The sequence below is a fragment of the Hymenobacter sp. UYP22 genome, from assembly GCF_040547285.1.
In the GTDB taxonomy this organism is placed as follows: Bacteria; Bacteroidota; Bacteroidia; order Cytophagales; family Hymenobacteraceae; genus Hymenobacter.
In genome coordinates this window covers 150,411-173,055 of the sequence record NZ_JBEPPK010000009.1, presented here as the reverse complement: position 1 = coordinate 173,055, position 22,645 = coordinate 150,411, and the positions used below count along the sequence as shown (strand labels likewise).

The window sequence follows — 22,645 nt, the reverse complement described above, 5'->3', positions numbered from 1 at the left end:
GCAGACCTTCTCGGCCTTGTGCAACTGCTTGCCGACGACGAACTAGGCGCAACCCGAGAGCAGTTTACGCGGCCCCTGCCCGCCGCCTACACCCGCGCCTTTCGCGCCATTGCCGATGATGCCCAGCAGGAGCTAACCGTGGTGGAGCGAGCAGGCGAGCTAGTCGCCACGTTCCAGTTGAGCTTTCTGCAGTACTTAACGCACCTGGGCGGGTTGCGCGCCCAGATAGAAGGCGTGCGCGTGAAGGCCGCGTACCGGGGCCAGGGAATCGGACACCAGGTGTTTCAGTATGCCATCCAGCGCGCTGCCACGAAGGGGGCCTACGTCCTGCAGTTGACCACCGATAAACAACGACCCGGAGCCAAGCGTTTTTACGAAAGCCTGGGCTTCGTGCATTCACATGACGGCCTAAAGCTGCCGCTACAGAAATAGCCTGCTCCTGATTGCCCGCTGGGCGGCGAGTGCCATTTACCACCCCTGTTACGTTACGGTGTTCAGCCTTATGCGCCTACCCAACCTGCCTACCTTTGCCCCCGCCTAGGCCTGGGCGTCTGGGAGAAGCTGACTGGCGGCAAAAAGCAACCGTGCACCAGGAAATACCCTACCCCACTTCGAATGCTTATAGGGGTACCCTGCTCGTCCAGGGCCCGGATGTTGTGGTACACCGTGCGAACACTGATGCCAAACTGCGCGGCAACGCGCTCAGCTGGTACGTAGCGCTGGGCTTGCAGCAGGGTAACCAGGCCAAAAAGGCGGTCGATGCGGTTCATGCCTAGGCGGGTAAAGGCTAGTAAAACGCTAAAATTAGTCAGCCATTCTCCCCACATCTATTCCCTCTTATCTAGGGTTGACTTTGGTACCAACCGTTTGACGCAGGACGCCCTATGCCCTGCTCTGCCGCAACTGTGCCACCGACCCGGTGTTCACCTCCTACGTGTCCAGCGTCCGCAGCCGTAGTGGCCTGAGCGACACTATCTACTGCTTCAGCGACACGGTCCGCAAACCAACTGGTGACATTACCCTCACGGCCTACGATGCCTGGCGCCAGTTGGTGCACGGCCCGTACCGCGTGCAGGTTTCCGAACGGGACGAGCCCGGCAAAACGCCTTCCGTCACTAGGCCCCAATGCACCATCATTCCGAGGAGTATCTTTACCAAGGGCAAAGTGCTGCCTCCCTGGAGCAAGGCTATTCCTGAATCATGAGAAAAAGGTTACTGAGCCTGATTGCGCTGCTGGCCTTGTGCCAATCTGCCTGGGCACAGCGCGAGTACCACGCCTGGTATTTTGGCAGCAACGCCGCATTGCGCTTTCCTGCTAGTGGGGCCCCGGCGCCCGTGACCACCAGCGCCATGCAGGTAGGCGAGGGATGCGTCAGCCTCAGCGACAGTACGGGCCAGCTGCAGTTCTATAGCAACGGGGAGCGGGTCTGGAACCGCGCGAACCAGGTGATGGTCAACGGATCCGGGCTGGGGGGCAACCGCTCTTCCACCCAGGGCGTGGCCGCGGTGCCCGACCCGGCCAACCCGCAACGCGCTTATCTGTTCACGGCCGACGCGGTCGAGAACCAGCTGGCAAACGGCTTGCAGTACAACATCGTGGACATGAGCCGACAAGGCGGGCTGGGGGAAGTCACCGCCAAAAACGTGCGGCTCTCCGCCGGGCCCGTCACGGAGCGCATCGCCTTGGTGCCCCACGCTAACGGCACCGATACGTGGGTGCTCGTGCACGGGTGGGGCACCAATGCCTTCTACGCCTATTTACTGACCCGCACCGGCCTGCAGCCGCCGGTGCTCACCCGCATCGGGGCAGTACAAGCCGATGTTCCGGCGGCTAAACCCTACCTCCACGCCGTCGGGTACCTGCGTGCTTCGGCCACGGGCACCCGGCTAGCCATGAGCCGGCGGGGGGCCGACACGGAACTATTCGACTTCGACCCGGCGACCGGACGCTTGACCAACGACATCTCTCTGCCCGCCACTGACGACAGTTACGGGGTAGAGTTTTCACCCGATAGCCGCCTGCTCTACCTTACCCGCCTGAACCCGACGGCTCTGGTGCAGTCCACGCTCTACCAGTACGACCTGTTGGCCGGTTCAGGCGCGGCCATTGCCACTTCCGGGGTGCCACTGGCCGTGACGCCGCGCTTCGGCGGGGCTATCCAGGCGGGACCTGACGGGCGACTCTACCTCAGCATTGACGCGAGTAACTACCTAGGCGTCATCAGCAGCCCTAACGTACGAGGAGTTGGCTGCGGCTACCAGAATAACGGGGCTTACCTGGGGGGCAAGCAGGCGGTGGCGGGGCTGCCCAACCAGCCCGCGCGGCGGGTTCAGCCACCGGTAGCCTTTACGGCCGTCGCGGCGTGCGCGGGCACACCGGTTGCTTTCACGGCTACCAGCAGTCTGGCGCTAAGCGGGGCTGCATTCAGCTGGGACTTTGGTGACCCTGCTACAGGGGCGGCCAATGCGGGCACCGGAGCAGCGCCTGCCCATACCTATTCTCAGGCCGGCACCTACCGCGTTACGCTCCGCGCCACGCATCCGTCGCTGGCCGCGCCGCTTACCGTCATCCAACTGGTCACGGTCTACCCGCTGCCAGCCCCGCGCTTGCCGGCCGATACCCTGGCCTGCCCGCCGGTGCTGTTGCGGCCGCGCGGCAACTGGCCGACGGGCAGCACCTTTCGCTGGTCAGACGGCAGTACCGGCCCTACTTACCTGGCCACCACAGCCGGTAGCTACACCGTCACGGTAACCAGCCCTCAAGGCTGCGTGGGGCAAGCCACCAGTCGGGTGCAACTGCCTGCGCCCCTCACCCTGCTGCTAGGGGCTGATACGACCGTCTGCGCCTCCGCCCGGTGGGTCGTTCGGGTGGGTCCCCAGTCGCCCGGCACCACCTACCAGTGGTTTGATGGGTCAACGGCCGCCACCTACGTTGCCCACGGCCCCGGCACCTACTCCGTGGAGGTGCGCAGCCCTACGGGCTGCACGGCTACCGCCTCCCGCACCGCGCTCGACCAGGGTTGCCGCGTTTTCATCCCCAACATTATCACCCCGAATGGGGACTTGCTCAACGATGCGTTTGTGCTGCAGGGGGTGGAAGTAACCGACTGGCACCTGACTGTTTTCAACCGCTGGGGACGCCAGGTGCACGACCAGCTCAGTTATGATAATCGGTGGCAGGCCCCCGGCCTGCCCGCGGGCATCTATTATTACCGGCTGCGCAACACCTACTCCGGGCAGCAGTACCGGGGGTGGCTGGAAGTGCTACGTCCGGAGTAGGGCAGCGGATGGGTGTACCGTCGCCCTCGTTGAGATACTGCTGGATACACTGGTTGAGAGTGCGGGGCTTGGTGGCTCTGCCGCAGGCGCGCAGGTAATCAGGCTTTCGGGGGCAGCAGGGAAGCAGAGAAAATTTCCCCTTTATCTTGAAATAGTTGCTTAAGGTGATATAAGTTATAAAACCGCTCTGGGAATCGTGGTGATTTTTGGCCTTACGAAGAACGCGTGAAATAGCATTTTGCCGTTCTTTGCCTTCATGAACTGGCAAAAAGACGGGGTTAATTTCGCTCGTAGATGGCTACTACTTTTACTTTACCTACTGGCACTGAGTAACACCTCCCCTGCTTGGGCGCAACTCGGACAAGCAGAGGTGGAGGTGCGCGCACCGCACTGTCCCCAAATGGTAGTGGGCAGCGACGGGCTTGCTCACCTTGCCTATGAACTGCACATCACAAACTTTTACCAAAGCACGGGCACGCTGGTTCTGAAACAACTAGCCGTGTTGGCCAACGACAGTGCTGAACCTCTCGCCGCTTTCACCACCGCGCAGCTCCCCGCTCTGCTGGCTCATCCGCTGCAAGGCCGCGATACCGCCACGAGCGGCGTACCAATTGAGGCTGGCCGGCGGGCTGTCCTGTTCGTGTGGCTCACGCTGCCCGCCCAGCACGCGGCCGTTCAGCACCTGCGCCACCAATTAGTTTTCGAAACCAGCCAAGGCAAACGCCAGGTGGTCGACGGTGTGCGCACCCCGCTAACAACTACTGCTCCGCTGGTACTAGGGCCACCACTCGGGAAGGGCGTGTGGCTGGTGCACGAAGGACCGGGCAATCCGCACACACACCACTGGGGTAGCGTGGTGGTAGCCAACGGGCAGACAACCATCCCACAACGCTACGCCATCGACTTCTTTGGCCTGGACGCAACCCGGCACGCCGTAAAGACCGAGCGCAGTAAACTCGCAGAGTCCGCCGTAGCTGACTGGAACGGCTACGGAGCTCCGGTACTGGCCGTGGCCGACGGCGTGGTGCGGGACCTGCGCGACGGCGAGCCCAATCAGGTGCCCCTCGCCCCACTGCCTCCGCCCACAGCCCTAACCGTGCGCGGGCTGATGGGCAATTTCGTAGTGCTGGAAATCGCCCCGCACGTCTTCGTGCAGTATGCCCACCTACTCTCTGGCAGCCTCTCCGTTAAGGTAGGGGACAGGGTACGGCGCGGCACCGTGCTGGGCCGACTAGGCCAATCGGGCAACGCCAACGCCCCGCACCTGCATTTTCAGGTTGCGACCGCCGCCACGTTTGAGGAGTCGGAAGGTTTACCCTTTGTCTTCCAAAGCTTCAAGCATTTGGGCACAGCAACTATCGGGGAGGTTCTAGACCGTTCGGTGCCGGTATCGCTGGGCACTGCCCCACCCCAACCGAAGCAGCACCAGCTCCCCCTAGATGGAAACGTCATTGAGTTCAAGTAGAGGCTAGTAAACAGGTTAGACAATAGTATTCGGGGCCATTTACATGTTGTACACGGTCGTTTGTAAAACGTTGTACCCCCTATCTTGCGGGCCGTTTTTTCCCACTGCCCCCTATATGAGGAAGTATATTCCCCATTATCGGGTCTGCACCCTCAAGCAGGGCCAGGCCGGCCTGGCCCTGGACGCCCAGCGCGCGGCCGTGCACAGCTTCGCCGCCAGTGAGGGGCAGTTGGGAGCCGAATTCGTGGAAGTGGAGAGCGGCAAGAAGAACGAACCACCGGCCCCAGCTGGCGGCCGCCATGGCCGAGGCCCGAAGGGTCGGGGGACGCTGCTCATCGCCAGGCTGGACCGACTCTCCCGTAACGCCGGCTTCATCTTCGCCCTGCGCGACTCGGGCCTGGATTTCGTTTGCTGCGACATGCCTGATGGCAATACGCTCACCGTCGGGTTGTTTGCCATCATGGCCCAGCACGAGCGCGAGACCATCAGCAAGCGGACCACCGATGCCTTGCAGGCCAAGAAAGCCCGCGGGGCCCGACTCGGTACGCCGGCCAACCTGACGGCCGAAGCAGTGGCCAAGGGCCGGGAGGTGCGCCAGCAGAATGTCCGCACCCACCAGGCCAACCGCCAAGCCGCCCGGCTGGCCTCGTTGCTGCAAGCGCGGGGCCACACGCTGCAGCAGATTGCCCAGGGGCTCAACGAGTCCGGCTACCGATACCCGTCGCGGGAAGCAATTCTTTCCCATGTCCGTGCAGCAACTGCTTCAACGCGTGGCCAGCTGAGTACCTTTGCTGCATGGGACACTATACCGACGCCCCCGAGGATAATTTGCTTGGGCTAACTGACAAAGAAGTCCTTAACGAGCAAGAGGCGTTAGGCGTGGCTACCGTGGAACGGTACCTCCTGGAGGAGTTGGATTACCCGGTTGACCTCTCGGTTGCCTTGCTGCAGGATCTGCACCGGCGCGCCTTCGGGCGTATCTACGACTGGGCCGGACAGTGGCGCACGCAGGTGCCCAATGTCGGGGCCTACCTGCCGCCCGCCGCCAATCGAGTTTCGCAACTCCTGTACGAGTTCATCGACGAGCTGCGCCACCGCCAAACCTTGCTGGGCCCGGAGCCCACGCAGGACGAGGTAGCCGGCCTGCTGGCCTATGCCCACCATCGTCTGGTGGCTATCCATCCGTTCACCAACGGCAACGGCCGCACAGCCCGACTCTTTACCAACCTACTGTCCTATTCCTACGGCTACCAAGAGGTAGTGCTATATCAACGGGAGCAGGGAGACGCCCGCACGCGGTACCTGCAGGCAATTCGACAAGCGGATGGATACGACCTGCTTCCGCTGCAGCAGCTTATCAGCGACCAGCTGCGGACCCTGTAGTCGTAGGCTGGGTCTGCTCGTAAAGGGCTTCCAAGCGTTCAACCGATACGGTCTGCTCTTCCAGGGCCATAGAGGCATACACCGACCGTACCACCATAGCTTTTACCACGGCGGGATCCTGCAGTTGACGGTAGCGCTCACGTAGTTTCATGTCCGAAAATAAAGGTATACTTTATTTTCTACCAGCAGAAGCCCTGGAAAGTTCCTAGGTTTGCCGTGCTGCTCCGGGTTGACAGGTGTGTGTTCTGGAGTAGTAGAGCAAAAGCCTATTGTAACAACAGCCCCCACTCAGACGCGGGTGGGGGCTGTTTTCGCTTGCGAAGGCGCCATCAGCCTGGAGCTGGAACACCACACAACAGAAGCGTTGTGGCATGTATATTTTCATAGCGTATCCTGTTAAGCCTCCACTCTCTCTGTGTATAGCCGGATGCGGCTCCCGGTATCCCGGTAACAGGATCTATCTGAAGCTAGGTGTAGTGACTCGTCTGCTCCAGACGGCGCGTCATGGCATCGCCCGCCTAGTAGCTAGCGAGAGGAGTTGGCCTGTACGGCCGTACCGATACTCGTCTTCTCGCCCTGTGCGTTCACCCGGTACTCGGCTCCGTGCTCGATGAGCAGGCCCGGCGTCCGGGAGCTCTCCTTCTCCCGGCCGTGCTTGGCGTCAATTTTCAGCACCTTTCCGTCGTAATCAGCCGTCACCTGGTCCACGCCCGAATGGCCGACCACCACCCGGGAAGCTTGATAAAACTGTAGCACCTGCTCCAACTCCGCCTGCGTTGTGGCATGGTACGAGGCATTGAATGGGTCGTTGAAGAAAAAAGCAGCTTTATATGGCAATTAGCGACAGGCTCCGGTTCCAGTAGGGGCCGTCGAGGTGCCTGAGCACGGTGCCCTCCCGGGTCCCCCGCAGGCGGATGGCCGCTCGGCTGCCATAAAACTTCCGGGCAAGCGGCGGGCCGGCGGCCAGCAATAGCCTCAGCAAAACGGCTACCCAACTTGGGTAGCCGTTTTGCTAAAATCTGGTTGAACGCCCGCTTACCGGGTCAGCACCAGGCGCGTGTGCAGCGGCGCGGCCCCGGGTCCGGTCAACCGCAGCAGGTAGGTACCCGCCGGCAGGGTGGCCGGCAGCTGCACGGGCAGCGACGCGTGGTCCGTCTCCGGCCGCAGGGGCTGGGCGTACAGCTGGCGGCCGGCGTTGTCGAGCAGCTGCAGCGTGAGCGCCTGCCCGGCGCGAGCGGTTACGGTCAGCGTGAGCGGCTGCGTGGGGCCCGCCGGGTTCGGGGCCACGGTCAGCGCAGCCGGGAGCACAGTTGCGCCCAGCTGGCCAACGGCTACCACGCTGCTGTAGTGCAGCGTGCCATCCTGGTCCTGCTGCTGCAGGCGGTAGTAAAGCTGGGTGGCGGGAGCCGTGGCATCCAGGGCCTGGTACTGGCGGGCCTGGGTGCTGGTGCCGGCGGCGGCCTGGGTGGCCACCGTCTGGAAGCGGCGGCCGTCCGCGCTGCGCTGCACCTGGAAGCGGCGGGCCCCCATTTCCTGGGCCGTGGCCCAGGTGAGCTGCACCGCTCCGGTGGCCTGGCGCTGGGCCCCGAAGTGGGTCAGGGTCACGGGCAGCGGGGCAGTTGGCGAAACAAAGGCCCGGGCGGCGCTGTAGCTGTTGGCCACGCGCAGCCCGTCCAGCAGCAGGGGCGACGTGTTGGAGCCCTGGCGCAGGGCGATAGCGCCAATACTGGCCGGAGCTGAGGTGGCGGATTCGGTGCTGGTGACGTTGGCCGTGGCGGGCTCGGTCTGCCCGGGATTCACGTACAGGCGGGTTTCCGTGCCGGAGGGGCCGAACAGGTAACGCATGGTCAGCAGGTAAGTCGTGTTCAGTTCATAGGGCGTGGGGTCCCACTGGATGGTCGTACTGCTACCGCTGCCCGAGACGCCGAACTGCAGTTTGCCGCCCGTGGCTGAGCGCACGAACAGGCGGGCCCGGAAGGTGCTGGCCACTGGATCGGTACTGAAGTGCAGGAAGTAATCGGCCGAGGAGGCGCTGCTCACGCTCACCAGCACGGAGGCATAGACGGCCGTGCCAGCCGCCTGCCCGGGGAAGGTGCGGCTTACGTCCTCGCCCGACGCGCTCAGGGCCGCGGCCGCGTTACCGGCGGCCGCCCGATTAAAGCCGGCCGCGTCGTAGCCGCTGTAGCTCAGGCCGGCGCCTTCCAGCAAGATGGGGCTGGTGCCGGGCGCGCTGTGGGCCGTCCAGCCGTGGTCGGTGAGGCGCTCCCCGGCCGGGTAATCGAAGTTTTCGGCCAGCAGCAGCCCGGCCGGCAGCGGGGGCGTGGACAGGGTCAGCTCGCCGTGGGGCGTGAGCAGGTAGTTCTCCGCCCCGCTGGTGTTGTCGTCGTTGTAGTCAAAGACGGCGAAGGTGTACTCCGTATCGGCCGCGAGCCCGGTTACCGTGAGCGTAGAAGCCGGGCCGGCCACTACCACGAAGGTGCCGGCGGCGGGCTGATCCCCCTGCCCGAAGGCGGGGCTGGCCGCGTAGGTGGTCCCGTCCTGGGGCTGGAAGGCCAGGGCCGGGCCTGGCGTTGCCACCAGCAGCTGCTTGGCCCCGTTGCCCGCGCTAATGGCCAGCGTCACGCTGGTGGGCGAGACGGTGGTGGCCGTGAGCGTGCTGCCCTGGGTGGGCTCCGTGGCCAGGGACACGCCCGGGGTGGTCACGCTCACCTGCTCCCCGTAGCTGGTGCCCTGGGCATTGGTGGCGTAGGCGCGCAGGTAGTAGGTCGTGTTGGGCAGCAGGCCGGTCAGCTCGCTGGTGAACGCTCCGCCCCCGCTGCCGTCGGTGGTAAAGTCGTCCTGGGTGGTGGGCGCCTCGGTGGTGGCGTAGGCCACGCCCCGGGCCGTGACGGGGCTGCCCCCGTCCTCCAGCACGTCTCCCCCACTGGTGGTGGTCGTGGCGGTGCTGGCCGTGGGCACTAGCGTGCGCACGCTGGGCGGATACGCCGGGGCCGTGCCGGTGCCTGACACCGCAATGCCCGTTAGGCTAGCCGCCCCGTTCGTCGTCAGGGTGATCGTACCGGTGTACGGCTGGACCAGGGCGGGCACGAAGCGCACCTCCACCGAGGCGGAGAGGCTGCCGCCGGGAGCAGGCAGCACCAGGGCGGCGCAGCTGAAGGCGCTCGTACCGGTGCGCAGCTGGAAGCCCGCGGGCGGGGTCAGCGTCAGCGGGCCGGAGAGGTTGCTAGCCGTCACCGTCACGGGTTGCGGGGTGGAGGCCGCGCCAACCACCAAGGAACCAAAATCCGGCACCGGGTTGGGCGTGGCCGTCACCACGGGCTGCGGCACCGTGACAGTGATCGTCACCGGGGAGCTGGTGCCCTCTACGCGGCCGCAGGTGCTGGTGGCGCGCGCCACCAGGTAATAGGTGCCGGCCGCCCCGTCGAAATCAGCTCCTTTGGGGGTGTAGCTGGCGGCCGTAGCCCCGGTGATGGCCGTCGTGAACGGGCCGGTGCTGCTGGTACCGTACAACCAGGCCACAGTTGAGGAGGCCTCCGCCGTGGCAGTAATGGCCGTGCCGCTGCCCGTAGCGGTGATGCTCTGCGCGTCCGTAGAACTCAGGCTCACGTTGTTGCGGGTGGGCGGAGTAGTCAGGGTCAGGTTCTCAGGGTTGGGCTCGCCGACGGTGCCGGAGAGCACGTGCACCACCCGGATGCGGTAGCCCGCGCCGGCGGGCGTGCCGGCCGGCAGCGTGGCGGCCAGGGGGGAGCTGGTGCCCGAGCCGATCTGGTTCTGGGTCAGGTCCAGGGAAAAGGCCCCGGCCGCATCCGAGAGCTGGGCGACGAAGGAGCCCGACAGGCTGCCGGTGCTCGTGAACGGCACGACAACGGCGGCCCCGGCCGCCCCCACGCAGAAGGGGCTACCCGTCACTGATCCGGTGGTGATGGTGGGGCTTACCGGTGCGCTGCCCAGGGTGGGCGTCAGTGTAAGGTTGTCCAGGCCCAGCCCCTGGGCGTTGGTGCTGCCCCCATTGCCGATATACTGCCACCACAGATAAATCGTGGTGCCGGCCTCCAAACGGCCGAGTTCGACGGTTTTGCGGCTGGAGGTCGGGGTAGCCAGCACGCCCGTTGTCGCGTCAGCCGGGTAGCTCTGGGACCCCTCTGCAACGAAGCCGGACCAGGTATTGGCTTCCCCCGTGCGGCTCAGCCGCAGCTGCCAGTCAAAGGCGCGGGTACCGGTGCGGTACTTCTCAATATCATATTCCAGCAGCAGCCGGGTCATGGGTTGGTCCGTGGCGTTGCGCACGGCCAGCAGGATGTTACGCGGGGAGCTGTAGCCGCTGGAGGACAGGTAGCCCAGGGCCCGGTCCGTGCTGCTGGCTGTGGCGCCGGTGGCGAAGTTGTAGGCCCCGCCGGTGGAGGTGCTGTTCAGCGCCCCCGTGCCGGTGGTGCCCCCGGCCTGGGTGGTCACGGTCGTGTTGCTGCTCGCCCCGTAGGCCGGGGAGGTCCCCCCGGATAGCTGAAAGCCGGTGGGCACGGCGGCGGTGGCGCCAGAGCCCATGCCATCAAAGGTCTGCGTAACGGGGGTGGAGCTGGTCAGCTGGAGCTGGGCCTGGCTGCGAAAACTCAGCAGCACCAGCAGGGCCGTGAGCACGCGCGTCAGGGAGGAAAAAGCCTGCATATCGAAAGCGAAAAAGATCAGGAAGGGAAGGGATACCGGGGGGGCTAGTTGGTGGGGCCGTTATCGACCTGGGCCTCCACCACCTGCTGCACGCTGGTGGGCAGGGCCGAGAGCAAGTCTAGGCCGGTAGCGGCCTCGATGGCGTCCACCGTGGTGCGGTACTGACCCCAGTTGCGGGTCATGCCGTTGTCGTTGGGCGTGTCGATGGCAATGATGCGGGTGCTGGCATTCACGCGGCTCACGTCGTTGGTGCCCCGAGGCAGCACCACGATCACTTTCCAGACGCGCCTGGGCACCTGGACGCGGCCCTGGTCAATGGTTTCAGCAAAGACCGGGCGGTTGGGCTGCCCACTCACCCGCACTTCCCCGCTGCCGCCCTTGCCATAGGAGCCCATGATGATGTAGAGCTCATTGCCGGCCCCGACCAGCGTGCGGCCGTAGTCCTCCAGCGCCGCCCAGGTCTGCTGGTTGTTGGTGGGCGACTGGGGAATCATGTTGGTCATCAGGAAGGTGGCCGAGTTGTCGGCCACGGAGCTGGTGCGGTCGGCCGAGGGGGTGTTGTGGCCCCGGTCAAAGCCCGAGCCCGAGTAGCTGCCGGTGCTGACTCGGTACCAGCCGGCGGGCAGGGTCGGGTCGGCGCGAAAATCATCCTGGCGGGGCGTCGAGCCCAGCCACTTCGGGGCCAGGTACCAGCTCACCCAGTTGGGCTTGCCCTGATCGCGGTGGTAGCTGAGCGCGTACTGGGGCTTTTCCAGCAGGTAGTTGGTGGGCATGTTCACGTCAGCCACGGCCCCGGAGGGGTTGCCCATGGTCAGGTGCTCATCGTCGCCGGCTGCTACGGGCGGAGGCGTGGCCGTAAAGCTGGCGACTGCGAAGTTGTCCAGGTTCAGGCGGGCGGCCCCGCCGCTGACCTTGCGCAGCTGAAAACGCAGGGAGCCGGGCACGTTGACCGAGAACGAGGCCGTCTGCAGGGCGTAGCCGGTGGCCACTACGGGCGAGCCCACCCGCACCCAGTCCGGGCAGCCCTGGGTCTGGTACCAGAGCTCGAAGGCGGCGGTGGCATCCGTGCCGTAGGCCGCATGCTGGACCGTGACGGTGCTGGCCCCGTCGGGCAGGAAGAAGTCCATGGTCAGCGTGCCGCGCTGCTGCAGGCGGGCCGCTTGAGTACCGGCCCGGTGGTCCTGGGCTTCGGCCCCGAGCAGGGCATCGTCGAAGGTCCAGGAGCCGGAGCCCAGGGGTACGGCGGCGGCTGGATACGTGGTTTTGGCGCCGGAATCAAAAGATTCCGTGGTGGTCGTCTGGGCCCGGGCAGTGGGGCTTAGCCACCCGGACAGGGCCAGCAGCAGGCTCAGGCCAGCAGCCCGAGGAACGATAGAGAAGGACATGAAGTAAACTGAGCAGAAAGCAGGTACAAAGTGGATGCGTTATCCAGGCCCTAAAAATACCAGGATTTACCAGGGAAAGTGTAAAGGAAAAGTGGATGGTAACAATTCGGAAACACGGGCTTTAGGTGCGGCGCCCCCAGTGCCTGGCCGGGTCAGCTCGCCCCAGCGGATGCAGGCTCAGGCCCACGGGGTTAGCGGACCACCAGCAGGTCGCTCAGGCAGGTAGTGTAGGCCGGGCTGCGGTGCTGGGCCTTGCCCAGCCAGGGGGCGGGCTGCCCCGCGGCGGGGATGCTGGCGGCCGGGCGCACGGTGCCGCGGCCAAAGCGGTGGTTCAAGCCATCGAGTGCGCTCATGAGTTGCTGGGCCCGGCCTGGGTCGGGGGCGGCCACCAGGGCCTCCCGGCTGGTAGGAGCGAACAGGCTCAGCTGCTGGCCCCGGCCGGGGGGCTCCAGCCCGTCGAGCACCACGCCGGCCTTCACGTACTGGCAGCCCGGCTCGTAGAGCCGCTCCAGCAGGCGGCGGGCGTAGCCCAGCAGCTGCAGCGTGTCGCTGGTTGGCCCGCTGGGCAGGGTGAGCGTGGCCGAGCGGGTGAAGGGCGGGGGCAGGCGGCTGTCGTAGCGGTCCTGGCTTACAAACACAGTCAGCATATGCGCCTGCTCGCTCTGGGCGCGCAGCTTTTCCGCTGCCCGGCTCAGGTAGGTGGTCAGCGCCCCCCACACATCCTCGAAGGCCGTCAGGCGCTGGCCAAAGGAGCGCGAGCAGCGCAGGCTCTGCCGGGCCAGCGGGCTGTCCTCGCTGGGCAGCAGCCCCTGGCAGGGCTGGCCCCGCAGCTCCTGCACCAGGCGCCACCCGACTACCCCGCCCAGGTGCTTGCGGGCCCACCCCTCCCCTACCTGGCTTAGCTGCCAGGCTGTGTGCAGCCCGTGCTGGGCCAGCACCAGCGCGTACTGGCGGCCCACGCCCCAGACGTCCGCCGCGGGCAAGGCCCGCAGGGCCCGCTCCCGCCGGCTCTGCGTATCCAGGCGGAGGATGCCCTGCAGCTCGGGGTACTGCTTGGCCAGGCGGTTGGCCGCCTTGGCCAGGGTCTTGGTCGGGGCCATGCCCACGCATGTGGGAATGCCGGTGCAGCGCAGCACGTCCGCTCGCAGGGTGCGGGCCCGCGCCTCCAGCGGGCCGCCGAAGGCGGTGAGCCCCTGCAGGTCTAGGAAGGCCTCGTCGATGCTGTAGATCTCCACGGCGGGCACGTGCTCCATCAGGCGGGCCATCACGCGCCGGGACATGTCCCCGTAGAGGGCGTAGTTGGAGCTCAGAGCCTGACCCTGGTGGCGCTGCAGCAGGGCGCGCACCTCGAAGTAGGGGGCGCCCATGGCAATGCCTAGCTGCTTGGCCTCGGCCGAGCGGCTGACCACGTTGCCGTCATTGTTGCTCAGCACCACGACGGGGCGGCCCTCGAGCCGGGGCTGAAAGACCCGCTCGCAGCTCACGTAAAAGTTGTTGCCGTCGACGAGTCCGAACATAGAGGGGGGCAGCTAGGCGGGGCTGGCCCGCAGAGAATGCAAAGGGGGGATGGAGTGGCCGTTAGTCGCGGCTGCGCAGCAGGGCTGTGAGCTTGCCCGGGATCAGCTCGTGGACCACGTGGGTGACCACGCCCCAGATGCGCAGGTTCTCCGGCTCGGTGATCAAGTAGTCCGGGTAGGCCGGGTTCTCGGCCTGCAGCCACCACTGCGTACCGCGGCGCACCAGGCGCTTGACGGTGCACTCGCCTTCCACTACGGCCACGACGATGTGATTGTGGTCGGCCTCCAGGTGTTTGTCGACGGCCAGCAAATCGCCGGCGTGGATTTCGGCGTTCTGCATGCTCTCGCCCGAGACGCGCACCAGGTAGGTCGCCTCGGGGTGGCGGAAGAGCAGGCGGTTCAGGTCAAAGAGCTCCTCGAGCTCGTCGGAGGCGGGAGAAGGAAAGCCGGCCGGCACCAGGCTGGCGTAGAGCGGAAGCCAGAGGGTGGTGGTCGGGGTACCGACGTCGATCAGGGCAACAGAAGTCATAGAGCGCGGGCACTAGGGGAATCCGGCAAGTATACTAACTATATTAGTAAAAAGTTAACCCGTTTAGCTGCGCCAACAGCGTGCAGACTGGGTGTAGTTGCTAGTAAAATCCCGGATACCAGACAGTTATATCCGGTATTATTTAAACTTAAAAGTGTGCAACTACCAGAGGACAGCCGGGGAAGCAGGGTCTTGCCAGTCGCGATACCGGCACGCTTGCCGGGAGGCAGTAGCCTTCGGTGCGGCCTATTTATTGGCCCGGCACCTTGGCGGCGAATTCCCCACCGCCAAGGCAGCCAAGGTTCCTGGCCGGTAGGGCAGCCGCCCACTCGGGTACGGGCACTCAGTGTCCGGCGCGAAGGCCCCCGGTGGTCGGGGCGACTTGGGCGCTAGGGCTTTAACCCGCGGCCGAAGAGAAGAACCACCTGCACGCCAGGGCTTTGGCACTGTCACCAATCGGGCAGCACCTCAAAACTACCAAGAGCTCCCCAACGGCTGTCAGCGGGGAAGTAGGTCGGCACCATGACCGGGCTGCTGGCCTCTCCCCTATCCGGCTGGTACTTCGGTTTCTGCGACCTCGTCGCTGGAGCGGCTTTCTCTGTAAGCGTGGCCAGTCTAGGGGCTGGCTGTGGCCGATGCTGTTATTCTGCAACCAAGACCCTTGCCAGTGTGGTAAGGGTCTTGGTTGCAGAATAACAGCAACGAGCTAAAGCCTAGGCCCACGCTTGCGCACGTCCGGTGCGGGTAGCTCCGGTTGCGGCTGCACTTGCTGGACAGCAGCCCCTGCGGGCGTGGTTAGGACGTGTACCGCTTGCCGTAGCTGCTGCGCGGCGGGGCTTTCACTGAGCGCGGGCAACTTATCGACCCGAGCCATAACCTTCTGCAGATTCTCCTGGTCGATGCCTTTTATCTCCGGCTGACGCAGTAGACTCTTGCTCAGCTGCTGCAGAAATGCCGCTTCCAAACCGGCCCCACTCTCGCGTAACTCTTTCGCCAGTGAGCTTGCCGCCTGCATGAACGATAAGCGGGCTTGATCGTGGGCCGGGGAATCGCTGGGCAGAATCTGCGGGCCGGCCTGCTGCTCGGCCTGCTGCCGGCTGGCAACCAGCTGCCGGCGTTCCGCGGCATGCTGCGCCGGTTCTATCAGCGTAGCCCTGGGATGGGCGGCCACTGTGTCGAGCGCCTGGCTAATGGCCGGGAGCTGCGGCGAAACCAGTGAGTAGCGCAGCGTTATTGCGGTTGCCAATTCTCTCGGCACTGTAGAATCCAGCCGCAGGGAATGGTCGATTGTTAGACCGGCTTTTTCCAGGCTCTGCTGCACCTGCGTTAACTGCGACATGGTATCGCGGCTCTCGCGAAACTGCACGACGACCAGACGCTCCCCCTGCTGGTGGGCTTCAGCCTGGGCTTGCTGCGGCGTGACTTTTCCCCCTTGACTTTCGTCCACGCCCCCGAGCTCACGCTTGACTACCCCGCGTAACTGGTCCTGCTGCAAGTCCTCGTTCCAATGCTTGCCCTGGCTTTTGATCAGCTCAATTTTCTGCTCGTACTGCAAGTGCCGACCGATGGCCCGGTTAAAGGAACCGAGCGCCTCCCGGTTCATGGGCACATGAAACTGATAGGTATTCGGGCCCTGTCTGGCCGAACTGATCAGCTCGTCGCGCAGGGTTTGCGGTATGGCCGGTGAAACCGGCTCGCCGCTCTCCCGGTAGTACTGGTCCCTAAGTTTCGCATTAAAGGCTTTGAGCTGCTGGCTTACCGCCTGGACGCTGGGCAAGTTGGCCGTGTTGATCTCCACGGTTAGCAGGTGCGGGTGCTCGCGCACTATTTTTATCGGGTTTTGCTCACTGGCAAAGCCCGCCAGCAGCTTGGTGTCAAAGTAGTGGCCCTGGGTGTCATTGTCGAACGCGGCCCGGATGGCCGGAATCTGCTCCTCGCGCAATAGCCGCTTCAGTTCGAAAATCTTGTTCTGGGTAAGCGTGCCGGCGGTGGAAGCGTAGAGGGCGCTTTCCTGGGGGTGCAGCTGCGCGTAGGACAGCGTATCGAGGGCCGACTCGCTGACCACGAGCACCGTGGCGGGCCGGCCCTCGGGCAGCCGGCTCAGCCACAAGGAGCGGGAAAACTGACTTTCCGGCGCCTGCCCTTTAAAGCCGGCACCTTTCAGCTCCAGTCCTACTACCCGCCCCGCGTGGTAGGCCGGGAAGGCCGTGTTGACGAAGGTTTTGGGCGGTAGTCCGGCCCGCTGCACGGTGTGCCGGTGATTGAGAATGCGCCCGACGAACTGCGGGTGACGCAGCGTAGCCGGGCTGATGCCCCTTTCTTCGAGGTACGAGGTATCTTCCAGCGGCCGGCAGTCCTTGGTGAAGATGCTGTGGAACTTCTCACCGGGCGCGGTTTCGGCAATGGGCGGCAATTCGAGCCGGGGCCGCTGCGCCTCGGGCAGGTTCAGGTAGGCGCGGAAGTGGTCGTTGACGGCCTGCCACAGATTGCGGCCCGGCGGCTGAGTAATGCCGGCAATACGTCCCGAGCTCACCCGGTTCTTCATCCAGTCGATGACGCTGCCTTTGTCGCGGTCATCCTGGGCGTTGAAGTACATCCAGTCGCCGCCCCGGCCCTTGAACACGACCAGGGTATCATCGCCCTCGAATACATGCCACTTGCCCCGGCCCAGGTGTTCCCCTTTTTTGAGGGTGTAGCCGAAATGGCTCAGCAGCTCAGGCAACTCCACCTGCTCCTTGATTTTCTGAAAAGTCAGCTCGTGTTCCATGGCTTGGGGATGGGTAAGACCGGGGAAGGCCCAGAAAAAAGAAGCCCGGAAAAGAGCTTCCGGGCTTGGGTTAGGTAGGTAATGGCGTGGAAGCAGTTGGCCCACTTAGTGGCGCGGGCCCCGGGTTTTCACCGGCGTCGTTTGCTCCTTGGCCGGCGTTGCTACCACCGTCTTGGTAGCGGCTGGTAGCATTTGCTGCACCTGCGGCGCTTGGCGCTGGGCCAGTTCATGCGCGGCGGGGCGCACCTCGATGCAGGCCTTGGCGGCGTTTACCTGCACGGTGCCGTCGAACTGCCGGCCACCGTCGCCGCTGGCCATGTTGGCCAGGGCCACGACTTTGCCCTCGCGTAGGTCGTGGCTCTGCTCGGGCGTGAGCTTAACGCCGGCAATGGTGTCGTGCAGCGTCACCTTGTCCTCGGGCAGAACCACCACCTTGTTCATGGCCTTGTCCACGGCCACGTAGCCGTTGTAGGTGCGGCCCTGCTCGTCCTTGAGGCCGCGCAGCAGGCCGGCGTTGCCCTCGGTTTCCAGCCGCTGCCGCTGCTCAGGCGTGAACGGCAGGCCACCAATCTCGCCCGGAATCACCAGCCGGGCCTGGGGCAGCTCCATTTTCAGGGTGGCCGTGCCGTCGGCTTCGCGACGCAGCACCATCTTACCCTCAAACCGAACGGGGTCCTGGTCCGGCTGGCCCGTTACCTGCATGGCCAGCAGGTTGGTCTGCCGCCCATTCAGCATCTTTTCCAGCTGCCCGTTCTGCTCCAGCGCCTGCAGGGTCAGGCCCAGCGAAGCCAGCACCTGCTGGGGCACGTCGCTGGCCTGGAATGGCGGGGCACTAGAGGCCGGCTTGCTGGCATCGGCGACGACCACCGCGCGGGCACTTAGGGCAGCTGGCGCCTGGTCGGGTATCACTTCCGCCTGGGCAGTACCCGCCTTGCGAAGCAGACGCGCCTGCAAATCCTGGCGAGTTTGCTCGTAGTCAACTTCCAGGTGCTGCCGGGTTTTGGGGCCGCCGTTCAGGTGGGCGTAGAAGTTCTTCAGAAAGGCCGACGCCGGGTTGCCGCTGGTGTCAATGTCAAAAATGCTTTTCCCGTCGCGCAGCACCTGCTCGGTGTTCTTGCCCTGCTGCTGGGCCAGCTGCTGCACGCGCTGCTCAGCCGCGGCCTGCTGTCCCTGCTCCGGGACGGTTAGCGCGTGCCGGGGCACGGCCGCGAGCTGGGCGCTCAGCGCGTCCCACTGCCCGGCATCGAATGCCTGTCGCACCTGCTTGCTGCGCGGGGGCTCGTAGCCATCATCGTAGCCCGCCTCCTGCCGGCGGGCGGCCGCCTGCTCTGGCTTTTCTACCACAGCCACGCCGTGGCTCACCTGCCGGAAGCCCTGTAACGTAGCCTCCAGCTGGCCCAGCTTGCTGGATTCGGGGTCATAGCTGACCGGAAAGCTTCCCATGAGCTTGCCGGCCGGGTTACGCTCGAACTGCAGCGCGCCTACGGCCACACCGGCTTCCCGCAGTTGGTCGAGGTAAGCGCGCATTTCCAGCAGCGGGGCCACCTCATCGCCTTTCTGCTGCCAGGTGATGCGCAATTCGCCAACGGGCGCCGCAGCCACTGAATCAGTAGCAAGGTCAGTGCCCGGCACCTCCTGCCCCTCCCCTACCGGTGCGGCCTGCCCCTGCGGGTCCTTGCTCGGCTGCTCATCAGGTGTCAACGCCGCAGGGGCTTTATCACCGGCCGGCGCAACGCCTGGAGGTAGAGCCGTCTCGTTGGCTTGGGGTACGGGTTGCTGCGGGGGTTGAGCCTGCCCGGTAGTCAAGGACTCATCTGCTTCGCCGGCCTTTATCTGGTGCACCGGCACTGGGGTCATCTCGTCATCTTGCTCAGCCATCGGAAAGAGGAGTAGGTGAAGGAAAAAGCCACCCTAACCGCTTAGCACGCGGCTGGGCAGCCCGGAATTCGACTTGTGCAAACCTATCGGCCCCCACTAGGCGCGGAGCAGAAACTTGACGAGTGGTCGGAAATAGGGGGTGAGGTACCAGCCGGGTACACGAACGGCATCGCCGGGCCGGCCCATTTCCTCTGCCACACCAGGACAAGCATGGCAGTCTACTGCTCGGCCTTTTCCTTAATCAGGTGGCGTAGCGCCGGGTCCTGCTTGATGCGGGTCAGTTCGCGGGCGCACAGCTCCTTCACGTCCGTTTTCACGCGGTTGAAGTTGGCCTTAATCATCTCCTCGGCCTCGTCCTTGCCAGTAGCCGGGTTGATGAAGCTGGTAATGTCGGGGATGGGCTGGTAGCCGCTGGCTTCCGCCGCCACCGCCTTCACATCCACCTGGATGCGGGCGTGAAAAACCTTTTGGTCGATTTCTTCGCCGAAGTTGTCGGCCACTGCCCCCACAAAGTTGCCCTGCGTCAGGTTGGCAATCGTACTGGCCGGAATCATGCTGTCCATCTGCGTGGAAAGGCTGGTGCTCGTCTCGCGCATGTTGATGCTCAAGCTCTGGCGCCGCTGCAGAATCTTGCCGAACCGCTCGCTTAGCCACTTGCCGCTGTTGCCCGATACCTGCCCGCTCAGCACGTTACCCACGGTGTTCTTGATGACCTCGGCCTCCTTCTGCCCGTAGTCGCGCTCCAGCTGCGAGAAGTCCTGGAAGCCCAAGCAGGTACTCACCTTGTTGCTGCGGGCCGTGGCAATGAGGTTATCGAGGCCCTTGAAGTAAATAGTGGGCAGCTCGTCAATGATAAGCGACGACTTGCGCTTACCCTTCTGGTTGACCAGCTTCACCAGACGGGCGTTGTAGAGGCCCAGCGCGGCCCCGTATATGGCCTGGCGCTCGGGGTTGTTGCCCACGCACAACACCTTGGGCTCCTCGTTGCTGTTGATGTCGAGCGTAAAGTCGTTGCCCGACATCACCCAGTAGAGCTGGGGCGAGGCCAGCCGGCTCAGCGGAATCCGGGCCGAGGCAATCTGCCCTTCCAGCTGCTCAATGGCGTCCTTCTGAAAGGCCGACACGAACGGCTTTACCAGGTTCTCAATTTCCGGGTATGAGGCCAGCACCGGGAAAATCTCCTCGTAGTCGCGGCTCAGAAACTCGATGACGTGGGGAAAGGTACAGTACTTGCCCTTCTCAAACAGCTTCAGAAACCAGATGATGGCCGCCACGAAGTTGATGGGCGACTCCACGAAAAAGTCCCCCTGCTTCTGAATCCAACTCTTGTTCAGGTTCAGCATGATGGTCGACGCGCTTTCGTAGGCGTCCACGATGTCGGTCATCAGCTCGGGCAGCAGTGGATTGCAGCGGTGGCTCTTGCGCGGGTTGTCGAAGTTGATGACGTAGAAGCCCACCGACCGGTCAAACTTGTCCTGGTGGCGCAGCAGCGTGTTGTAGCAGATGCGGCTCAGGTCGTCAAACTTGTAGTCGTAGATGTACATGCAGAAGCCTTTAGCCAAGTGCTGCCGGATGAACTCGTTGATGATGGCAAAGCTCTTACCCGAGCCGGGGGTGCCCAGCACCATCGTGGCCCGGAACGGATTCACCACGTTCAGCCAGCCGCGGTGCTTCTTACCCCGCAGCCAGTACTCGGTGCGCAGGTTCACCGAGTACTCGTTTTCCATCAGCCGCTCCTCCTGCGGGAAGCTCTCGTTTTCCTTGTTGAAAATGTCCTTCAGCAGGTCGTTGTTAAACAGACGGCTTAGCCACGCCCCGGCGCTCAGCAGCAGCAGAAAGCCCGTCGTCAGCAGCCCGGCATACAGCACCGTCGTCAGCCCGGCCCCCAGCGTCAGCCCGCGCACGGCATCCGACCCGAATAGCAGCACCAACCCCAGCGCGGCGGAGCCCGCTACCGTCCGGCCCTTGAGTTCTTGGTTAGCTCGCCCCCGCGTGCCCAGGCAGCTCAGCAGCAGGAATACCACGGCCAGGCTCTTGCTGACCCAGCTGGCCTTGAACAGAAACGTATTCTGCGTGAAGCTCTCCAGCAGGTGCTCCACCACGCCGGTCGTCCAGCCCAACCCGCGAAAGTAGCCGAAGCAGTAATAGTAGATGTTTACGGCCAGCAGCCCGATGGCAAACAGGCGCATAAACTCCATGATTTTCCGTAACCCTTTTTCGTCCTCCATCGCTTGAACAACTTGGTGAATCAAGCAACTTACCTTCCCACCCAACCTCCGGCCCGGATTACTTGACGAGCGGTCTGAAGTCAGCGGTGAGGTGCACGCTCAGCACACGAAGGGTAAGCGGCCTCCCGGAAGCAAGGAACTCTTTCAGCCCGAATTATAACCGATGTCAGGATCCCCCTGCCAGGAAGCGGGGCCGAAGGCTAGCCCAGAAAAGATAGCTCCTCCGGGGAAAGCGTAATGCTGGCGGCGTTGATATTCTCTGCCAAATGCTGAATGGAGGTGGTACCGGGGATGGGCAGGATCCACTCCGACTGGTGCAGTAACCAGGCAATGTTAAGCTGGGCGACCGTGACGCCTTTCAGGTCGGCCAGTTCCTGCATGCGGTTCTGCCCGGTGGGCAAAGACGTCTGCAGGGAAAAGAAGGGAATAAAGGGAATGTGGTACTGCTCACACCAGGACAGCAGCTCGCCGCCCTGGAAACCGTACGGGCTGACCGGATCAGTAAGGCGCTGGGTGTAGCTATACATATTTTCCACGCTGGCCACCGTCCCCAAGGCCCAGGCCTGGTGAAACTGGTCGACCGTGGCGTTGGAAAGACCCAGGTGCAGAATCTTGCCTTCCTGCTGCAAATCCAGCAGGGTGGTGAAAGCAGCCTCGTAGTCGCCGGGGCTACCGGCGGCCTTCCCAAAGTGCACTAGGGGTAGCTGCTCCAGCTTCAGCTCCCGCAAGTTGTTCTCCACGCTCAGCCGTACTTCGGCCGGCTGCGCGTAGGGCTGCCAGCTCTTGTCCGGGCCGCGGGTCCCGCCTACTTTCGTAGCCAGAATCAAGTCGGGCGGATAAGGATACAGGGCCTCGGCGAGCAGGCGGTTGGTAACGCCCGGGCCGTAAAAATCGGCCGTGTCAAAAAAGTTGACGCCCAGCGCAACGGCTCTGCGCAGCAGGGCAATAGCGCCCGGACGATCAAGGGGCTCGCCCCAGAATTCCGCCCCGGTAAGGCGCATGGTGCCGTAGCCAGGGGTACGCGCCGTGAGCGGGGCAGCGGTGCTGGCCCCGATAAGGACTGTGTGGTGTGACATAGTATGGGTAAAAAGCAGGACAATCAGTTCGGGCAACCTACCTGATTGTCCTCAGCGGAAGTGGTGATGGTCTTCCGGTACTGGGATGGGGTCAGGCCGGTGAACCGTTTAAAGAACTTCGTGAAGTTGGACACTTCATAATCGAGCTGGCGGGCAATTGTGCCGATCGGCAATGATGTATCCTTCAGGCGCTTTTTTGCTTCCACTACGAGCCGCTGCTCGTAGAAATGGCAGGCGTGGTGCCCCGTGGCCGCTTTGATAACTTGACTCAGGTGACCGGGATGCAGGCAGAGGACTGACGCGAGTTCGGTGAGCGTATGCAGCTGCTCAACTCGGCCGGCCAGGAAATCCTCCAGGTGCGTGTGCAGGGCCTGGTGGAAACGGGCGACAATTTCCGCCTGACGGGATACGTACTCCTGCGGAAGCTTTGCCATGGGTAGTTGGTTGTGAGTTAGTCCTGCAGCGCGGAAACAAAG

At 64.0% G+C, this 22,645-nt stretch carries 17 protein-coding genes; 6 read left to right on the top strand and 11 right to left on the bottom strand.

All coding sequences use genetic code 11. The annotated features are described in order from the left end of the window. Window positions 1-18 precede the first annotated feature (18 nt). Window positions 19-432 carry a GNAT family N-acetyltransferase gene (locus ABIB60_RS15145; protein ID WP_354581051.1) on the top strand — a complete coding sequence of 138 codons (414 nt, stop codon included), beginning with the start codon at window positions 19-21 and terminating at the stop codon, window positions 430-432. Window positions 433-521: 89 nt separating this feature from the next. On the opposite strand, the gene ABIB60_RS15140 is transcribed toward ABIB60_RS15145, so the two are convergent. Continuing rightward, entirely contained in the window at window positions 522-770 is a 249-nt protein-coding gene (locus ABIB60_RS15140) for a helix-turn-helix transcriptional regulator (RefSeq protein ID WP_354581050.1), read from the bottom strand. Between the two features lie 149 nt (window positions 771-919). Between ABIB60_RS15140 and ABIB60_RS15135 the strand changes: the two genes are divergently transcribed. The 5 genes from ABIB60_RS15135 to ABIB60_RS15115 all read left to right on the top strand — a co-directional run bounded on the left by ABIB60_RS15135 (window position 920) and on the right by ABIB60_RS15115 (window position 6,127). Then, entirely contained in the window at window positions 920-1,204 is a 285-nt protein-coding gene (locus ABIB60_RS15135) for a hypothetical protein (RefSeq protein ID WP_354581049.1), read from the top strand. After that, window positions 1,201-3,279, top strand: a complete 2,079-nt coding sequence (locus ABIB60_RS15130; protein ID WP_354581047.1) for a T9SS type B sorting domain-containing protein — start codon at window positions 1,201-1,203, stop codon at window positions 3,277-3,279. The genes ABIB60_RS15135 and ABIB60_RS15130 overlap by 4 nt, the downstream gene beginning before the upstream one ends. A gap of 499 nt (window positions 3,280-3,778) precedes the next feature. Continuing rightward, entirely contained in the window at window positions 3,779-4,744 is a 966-nt protein-coding gene (locus tag ABIB60_RS15125; protein ID WP_354581045.1) for a M23 family metallopeptidase, read from the top strand. Between the two features lie 115 nt (window positions 4,745-4,859). After that, on the top strand, window positions 4,860-5,585 hold the full coding sequence (locus tag ABIB60_RS15120; protein ID WP_354581044.1) for a recombinase family protein: 726 nt from the start codon (window positions 4,860-4,862) through the stop codon (window positions 5,583-5,585). Next, entirely contained in the window at window positions 5,540-6,127 is a 588-nt protein-coding gene (locus ABIB60_RS15115; protein WP_354581043.1) for a Fic/DOC family protein, read from the top strand. Before ABIB60_RS15120 ends, ABIB60_RS15115 begins: the two co-directional genes overlap by 46 nt. A gap of 525 nt (window positions 6,128-6,652) precedes the next feature. Here the strand turns inward: ABIB60_RS15115 and ABIB60_RS15110 are convergent. The 10 genes from ABIB60_RS15110 to ABIB60_RS15065 all read right to left on the bottom strand — a co-directional run bounded on the left by ABIB60_RS15110 (window position 6,653) and on the right by ABIB60_RS15065 (window position 22,603). Beyond that, entirely contained in the window at window positions 6,653-6,964 is a 312-nt protein-coding gene (locus ABIB60_RS15110) for a hypothetical protein (protein ID WP_354581041.1), read from the bottom strand. 198 nt (window positions 6,965-7,162) lie between these two features. Next, window positions 7,163-10,789, bottom strand: coding sequence for a hypothetical protein (locus ABIB60_RS15105; protein ID WP_354581039.1), 3,627 nt, complete (start codon window positions 10,787-10,789; stop codon window positions 7,163-7,165). A 44-nt stretch (window positions 10,790-10,833) separates the two neighbouring features. After that, entirely contained in the window at window positions 10,834-12,174 is a 1,341-nt protein-coding gene (locus tag ABIB60_RS15100; protein WP_354581037.1) for a DNA/RNA non-specific endonuclease, read from the bottom strand. A 191-nt stretch (window positions 12,175-12,365) separates the two neighbouring features. After that, on the bottom strand, window positions 12,366-13,691 hold the full coding sequence (locus ABIB60_RS15095; RefSeq protein ID WP_354581036.1) for a Y-family DNA polymerase: 1,326 nt from the start codon (window positions 13,689-13,691) through the stop codon (window positions 12,366-12,368). Window positions 13,692-13,752: 61 nt separating this feature from the next. Further along, window positions 13,753-14,220, bottom strand: a complete 468-nt coding sequence (locus ABIB60_RS15090) for a LexA family protein (protein ID WP_354581034.1) — start codon at window positions 14,218-14,220, stop codon at window positions 13,753-13,755. A 706-nt stretch (window positions 14,221-14,926) separates the two neighbouring features. Further along, the gene (locus tag ABIB60_RS15085; protein WP_354581033.1) at window positions 14,927-16,987 is read right to left on the bottom strand and encodes a toprim domain-containing protein; all 2,061 of its coding nucleotides are present in this window, start codon (window positions 16,985-16,987) and stop codon (window positions 14,927-14,929) included. A 105-nt stretch (window positions 16,988-17,092) separates the two neighbouring features. Continuing rightward, the gene (locus ABIB60_RS15080) at window positions 17,093-18,865 is read right to left on the bottom strand and encodes a DUF3945 domain-containing protein (protein WP_354581031.1); all 1,773 of its coding nucleotides are present in this window, start codon (window positions 18,863-18,865) and stop codon (window positions 17,093-17,095) included. Between the two features lie 218 nt (window positions 18,866-19,083). Further along, the gene (mobC, locus tag ABIB60_RS15075) at window positions 19,084-21,093 is read right to left on the bottom strand and encodes a conjugal transfer protein MobC (RefSeq protein WP_354581030.1); all 2,010 of its coding nucleotides are present in this window, start codon (window positions 21,091-21,093) and stop codon (window positions 19,084-19,086) included. Window positions 21,094-21,293: 200 nt separating this feature from the next. Continuing rightward, window positions 21,294-22,169, bottom strand: a complete 876-nt coding sequence (locus tag ABIB60_RS15070) for an aldo/keto reductase (protein WP_354581028.1) — start codon at window positions 22,167-22,169, stop codon at window positions 21,294-21,296. 23 nt (window positions 22,170-22,192) lie between these two features. Further along, the gene (locus tag ABIB60_RS15065) at window positions 22,193-22,603 is read right to left on the bottom strand and encodes a helix-turn-helix domain-containing protein (RefSeq protein ID WP_354581026.1); all 411 of its coding nucleotides are present in this window, start codon (window positions 22,601-22,603) and stop codon (window positions 22,193-22,195) included. Window positions 22,604-22,645: the final 42 nt, after the last annotated feature.

Coding starts and splice junctions, on each gene's coding strand:
- ABIB60_RS15130 (WP_354581047.1), top strand. CDS start 1,201: ATGAGAAAAAGGTTACTGAGCCTGATTGCGCTGCTGGCCTTGTGCCAA.
- ABIB60_RS15065 (WP_354581026.1), bottom strand. CDS start 22,603: ATGGCAAAGCTTCCGCAGGAGTACGTATCCCGTCAGGCGGAAATTGTC.
- ABIB60_RS15100 (WP_354581037.1), bottom strand. CDS start 12,174: ATGTCCTTCTCTATCGTTCCTCGGGCTGCTGGCCTGAGCCTGCTGCTG.
- ABIB60_RS15070 (WP_354581028.1), bottom strand. CDS start 22,169: ATGTCACACCACACAGTCCTTATCGGGGCCAGCACCGCTGCCCCGCTC.
- mobC (WP_354581030.1), bottom strand. CDS start 21,093: ATGGAGGACGAAAAAGGGTTACGGAAAATCATGGAGTTTATGCGCCTG.
- ABIB60_RS15105 (WP_354581039.1), bottom strand. CDS start 10,789: ATGCAGGCTTTTTCCTCCCTGACGCGCGTGCTCACGGCCCTGCTGGTG.
- ABIB60_RS15115 (WP_354581043.1), top strand. CDS start 5,540: ATGGGACACTATACCGACGCCCCCGAGGATAATTTGCTTGGGCTAACT.
- ABIB60_RS15085 (WP_354581033.1), bottom strand. CDS start 16,987: ATGGAACACGAGCTGACTTTTCAGAAAATCAAGGAGCAGGTGGAGTTG.
- ABIB60_RS15080 (WP_354581031.1), bottom strand. CDS start 18,865: ATGGCTGAGCAAGATGACGAGATGACCCCAGTGCCGGTGCACCAGATA.
- ABIB60_RS15120 (WP_354581044.1), top strand. CDS start 4,860: ATGAGGAAGTATATTCCCCATTATCGGGTCTGCACCCTCAAGCAGGGC.
- ABIB60_RS15090 (WP_354581034.1), bottom strand. CDS start 14,220: ATGACTTCTGTTGCCCTGATCGACGTCGGTACCCCGACCACCACCCTC.
- ABIB60_RS15140 (WP_354581050.1), bottom strand. CDS start 770: ATGAACCGCATCGACCGCCTTTTTGGCCTGGTTACCCTGCTGCAAGCC.
- ABIB60_RS15095 (WP_354581036.1), bottom strand. CDS start 13,691: ATGTTCGGACTCGTCGACGGCAACAACTTTTACGTGAGCTGCGAGCGG.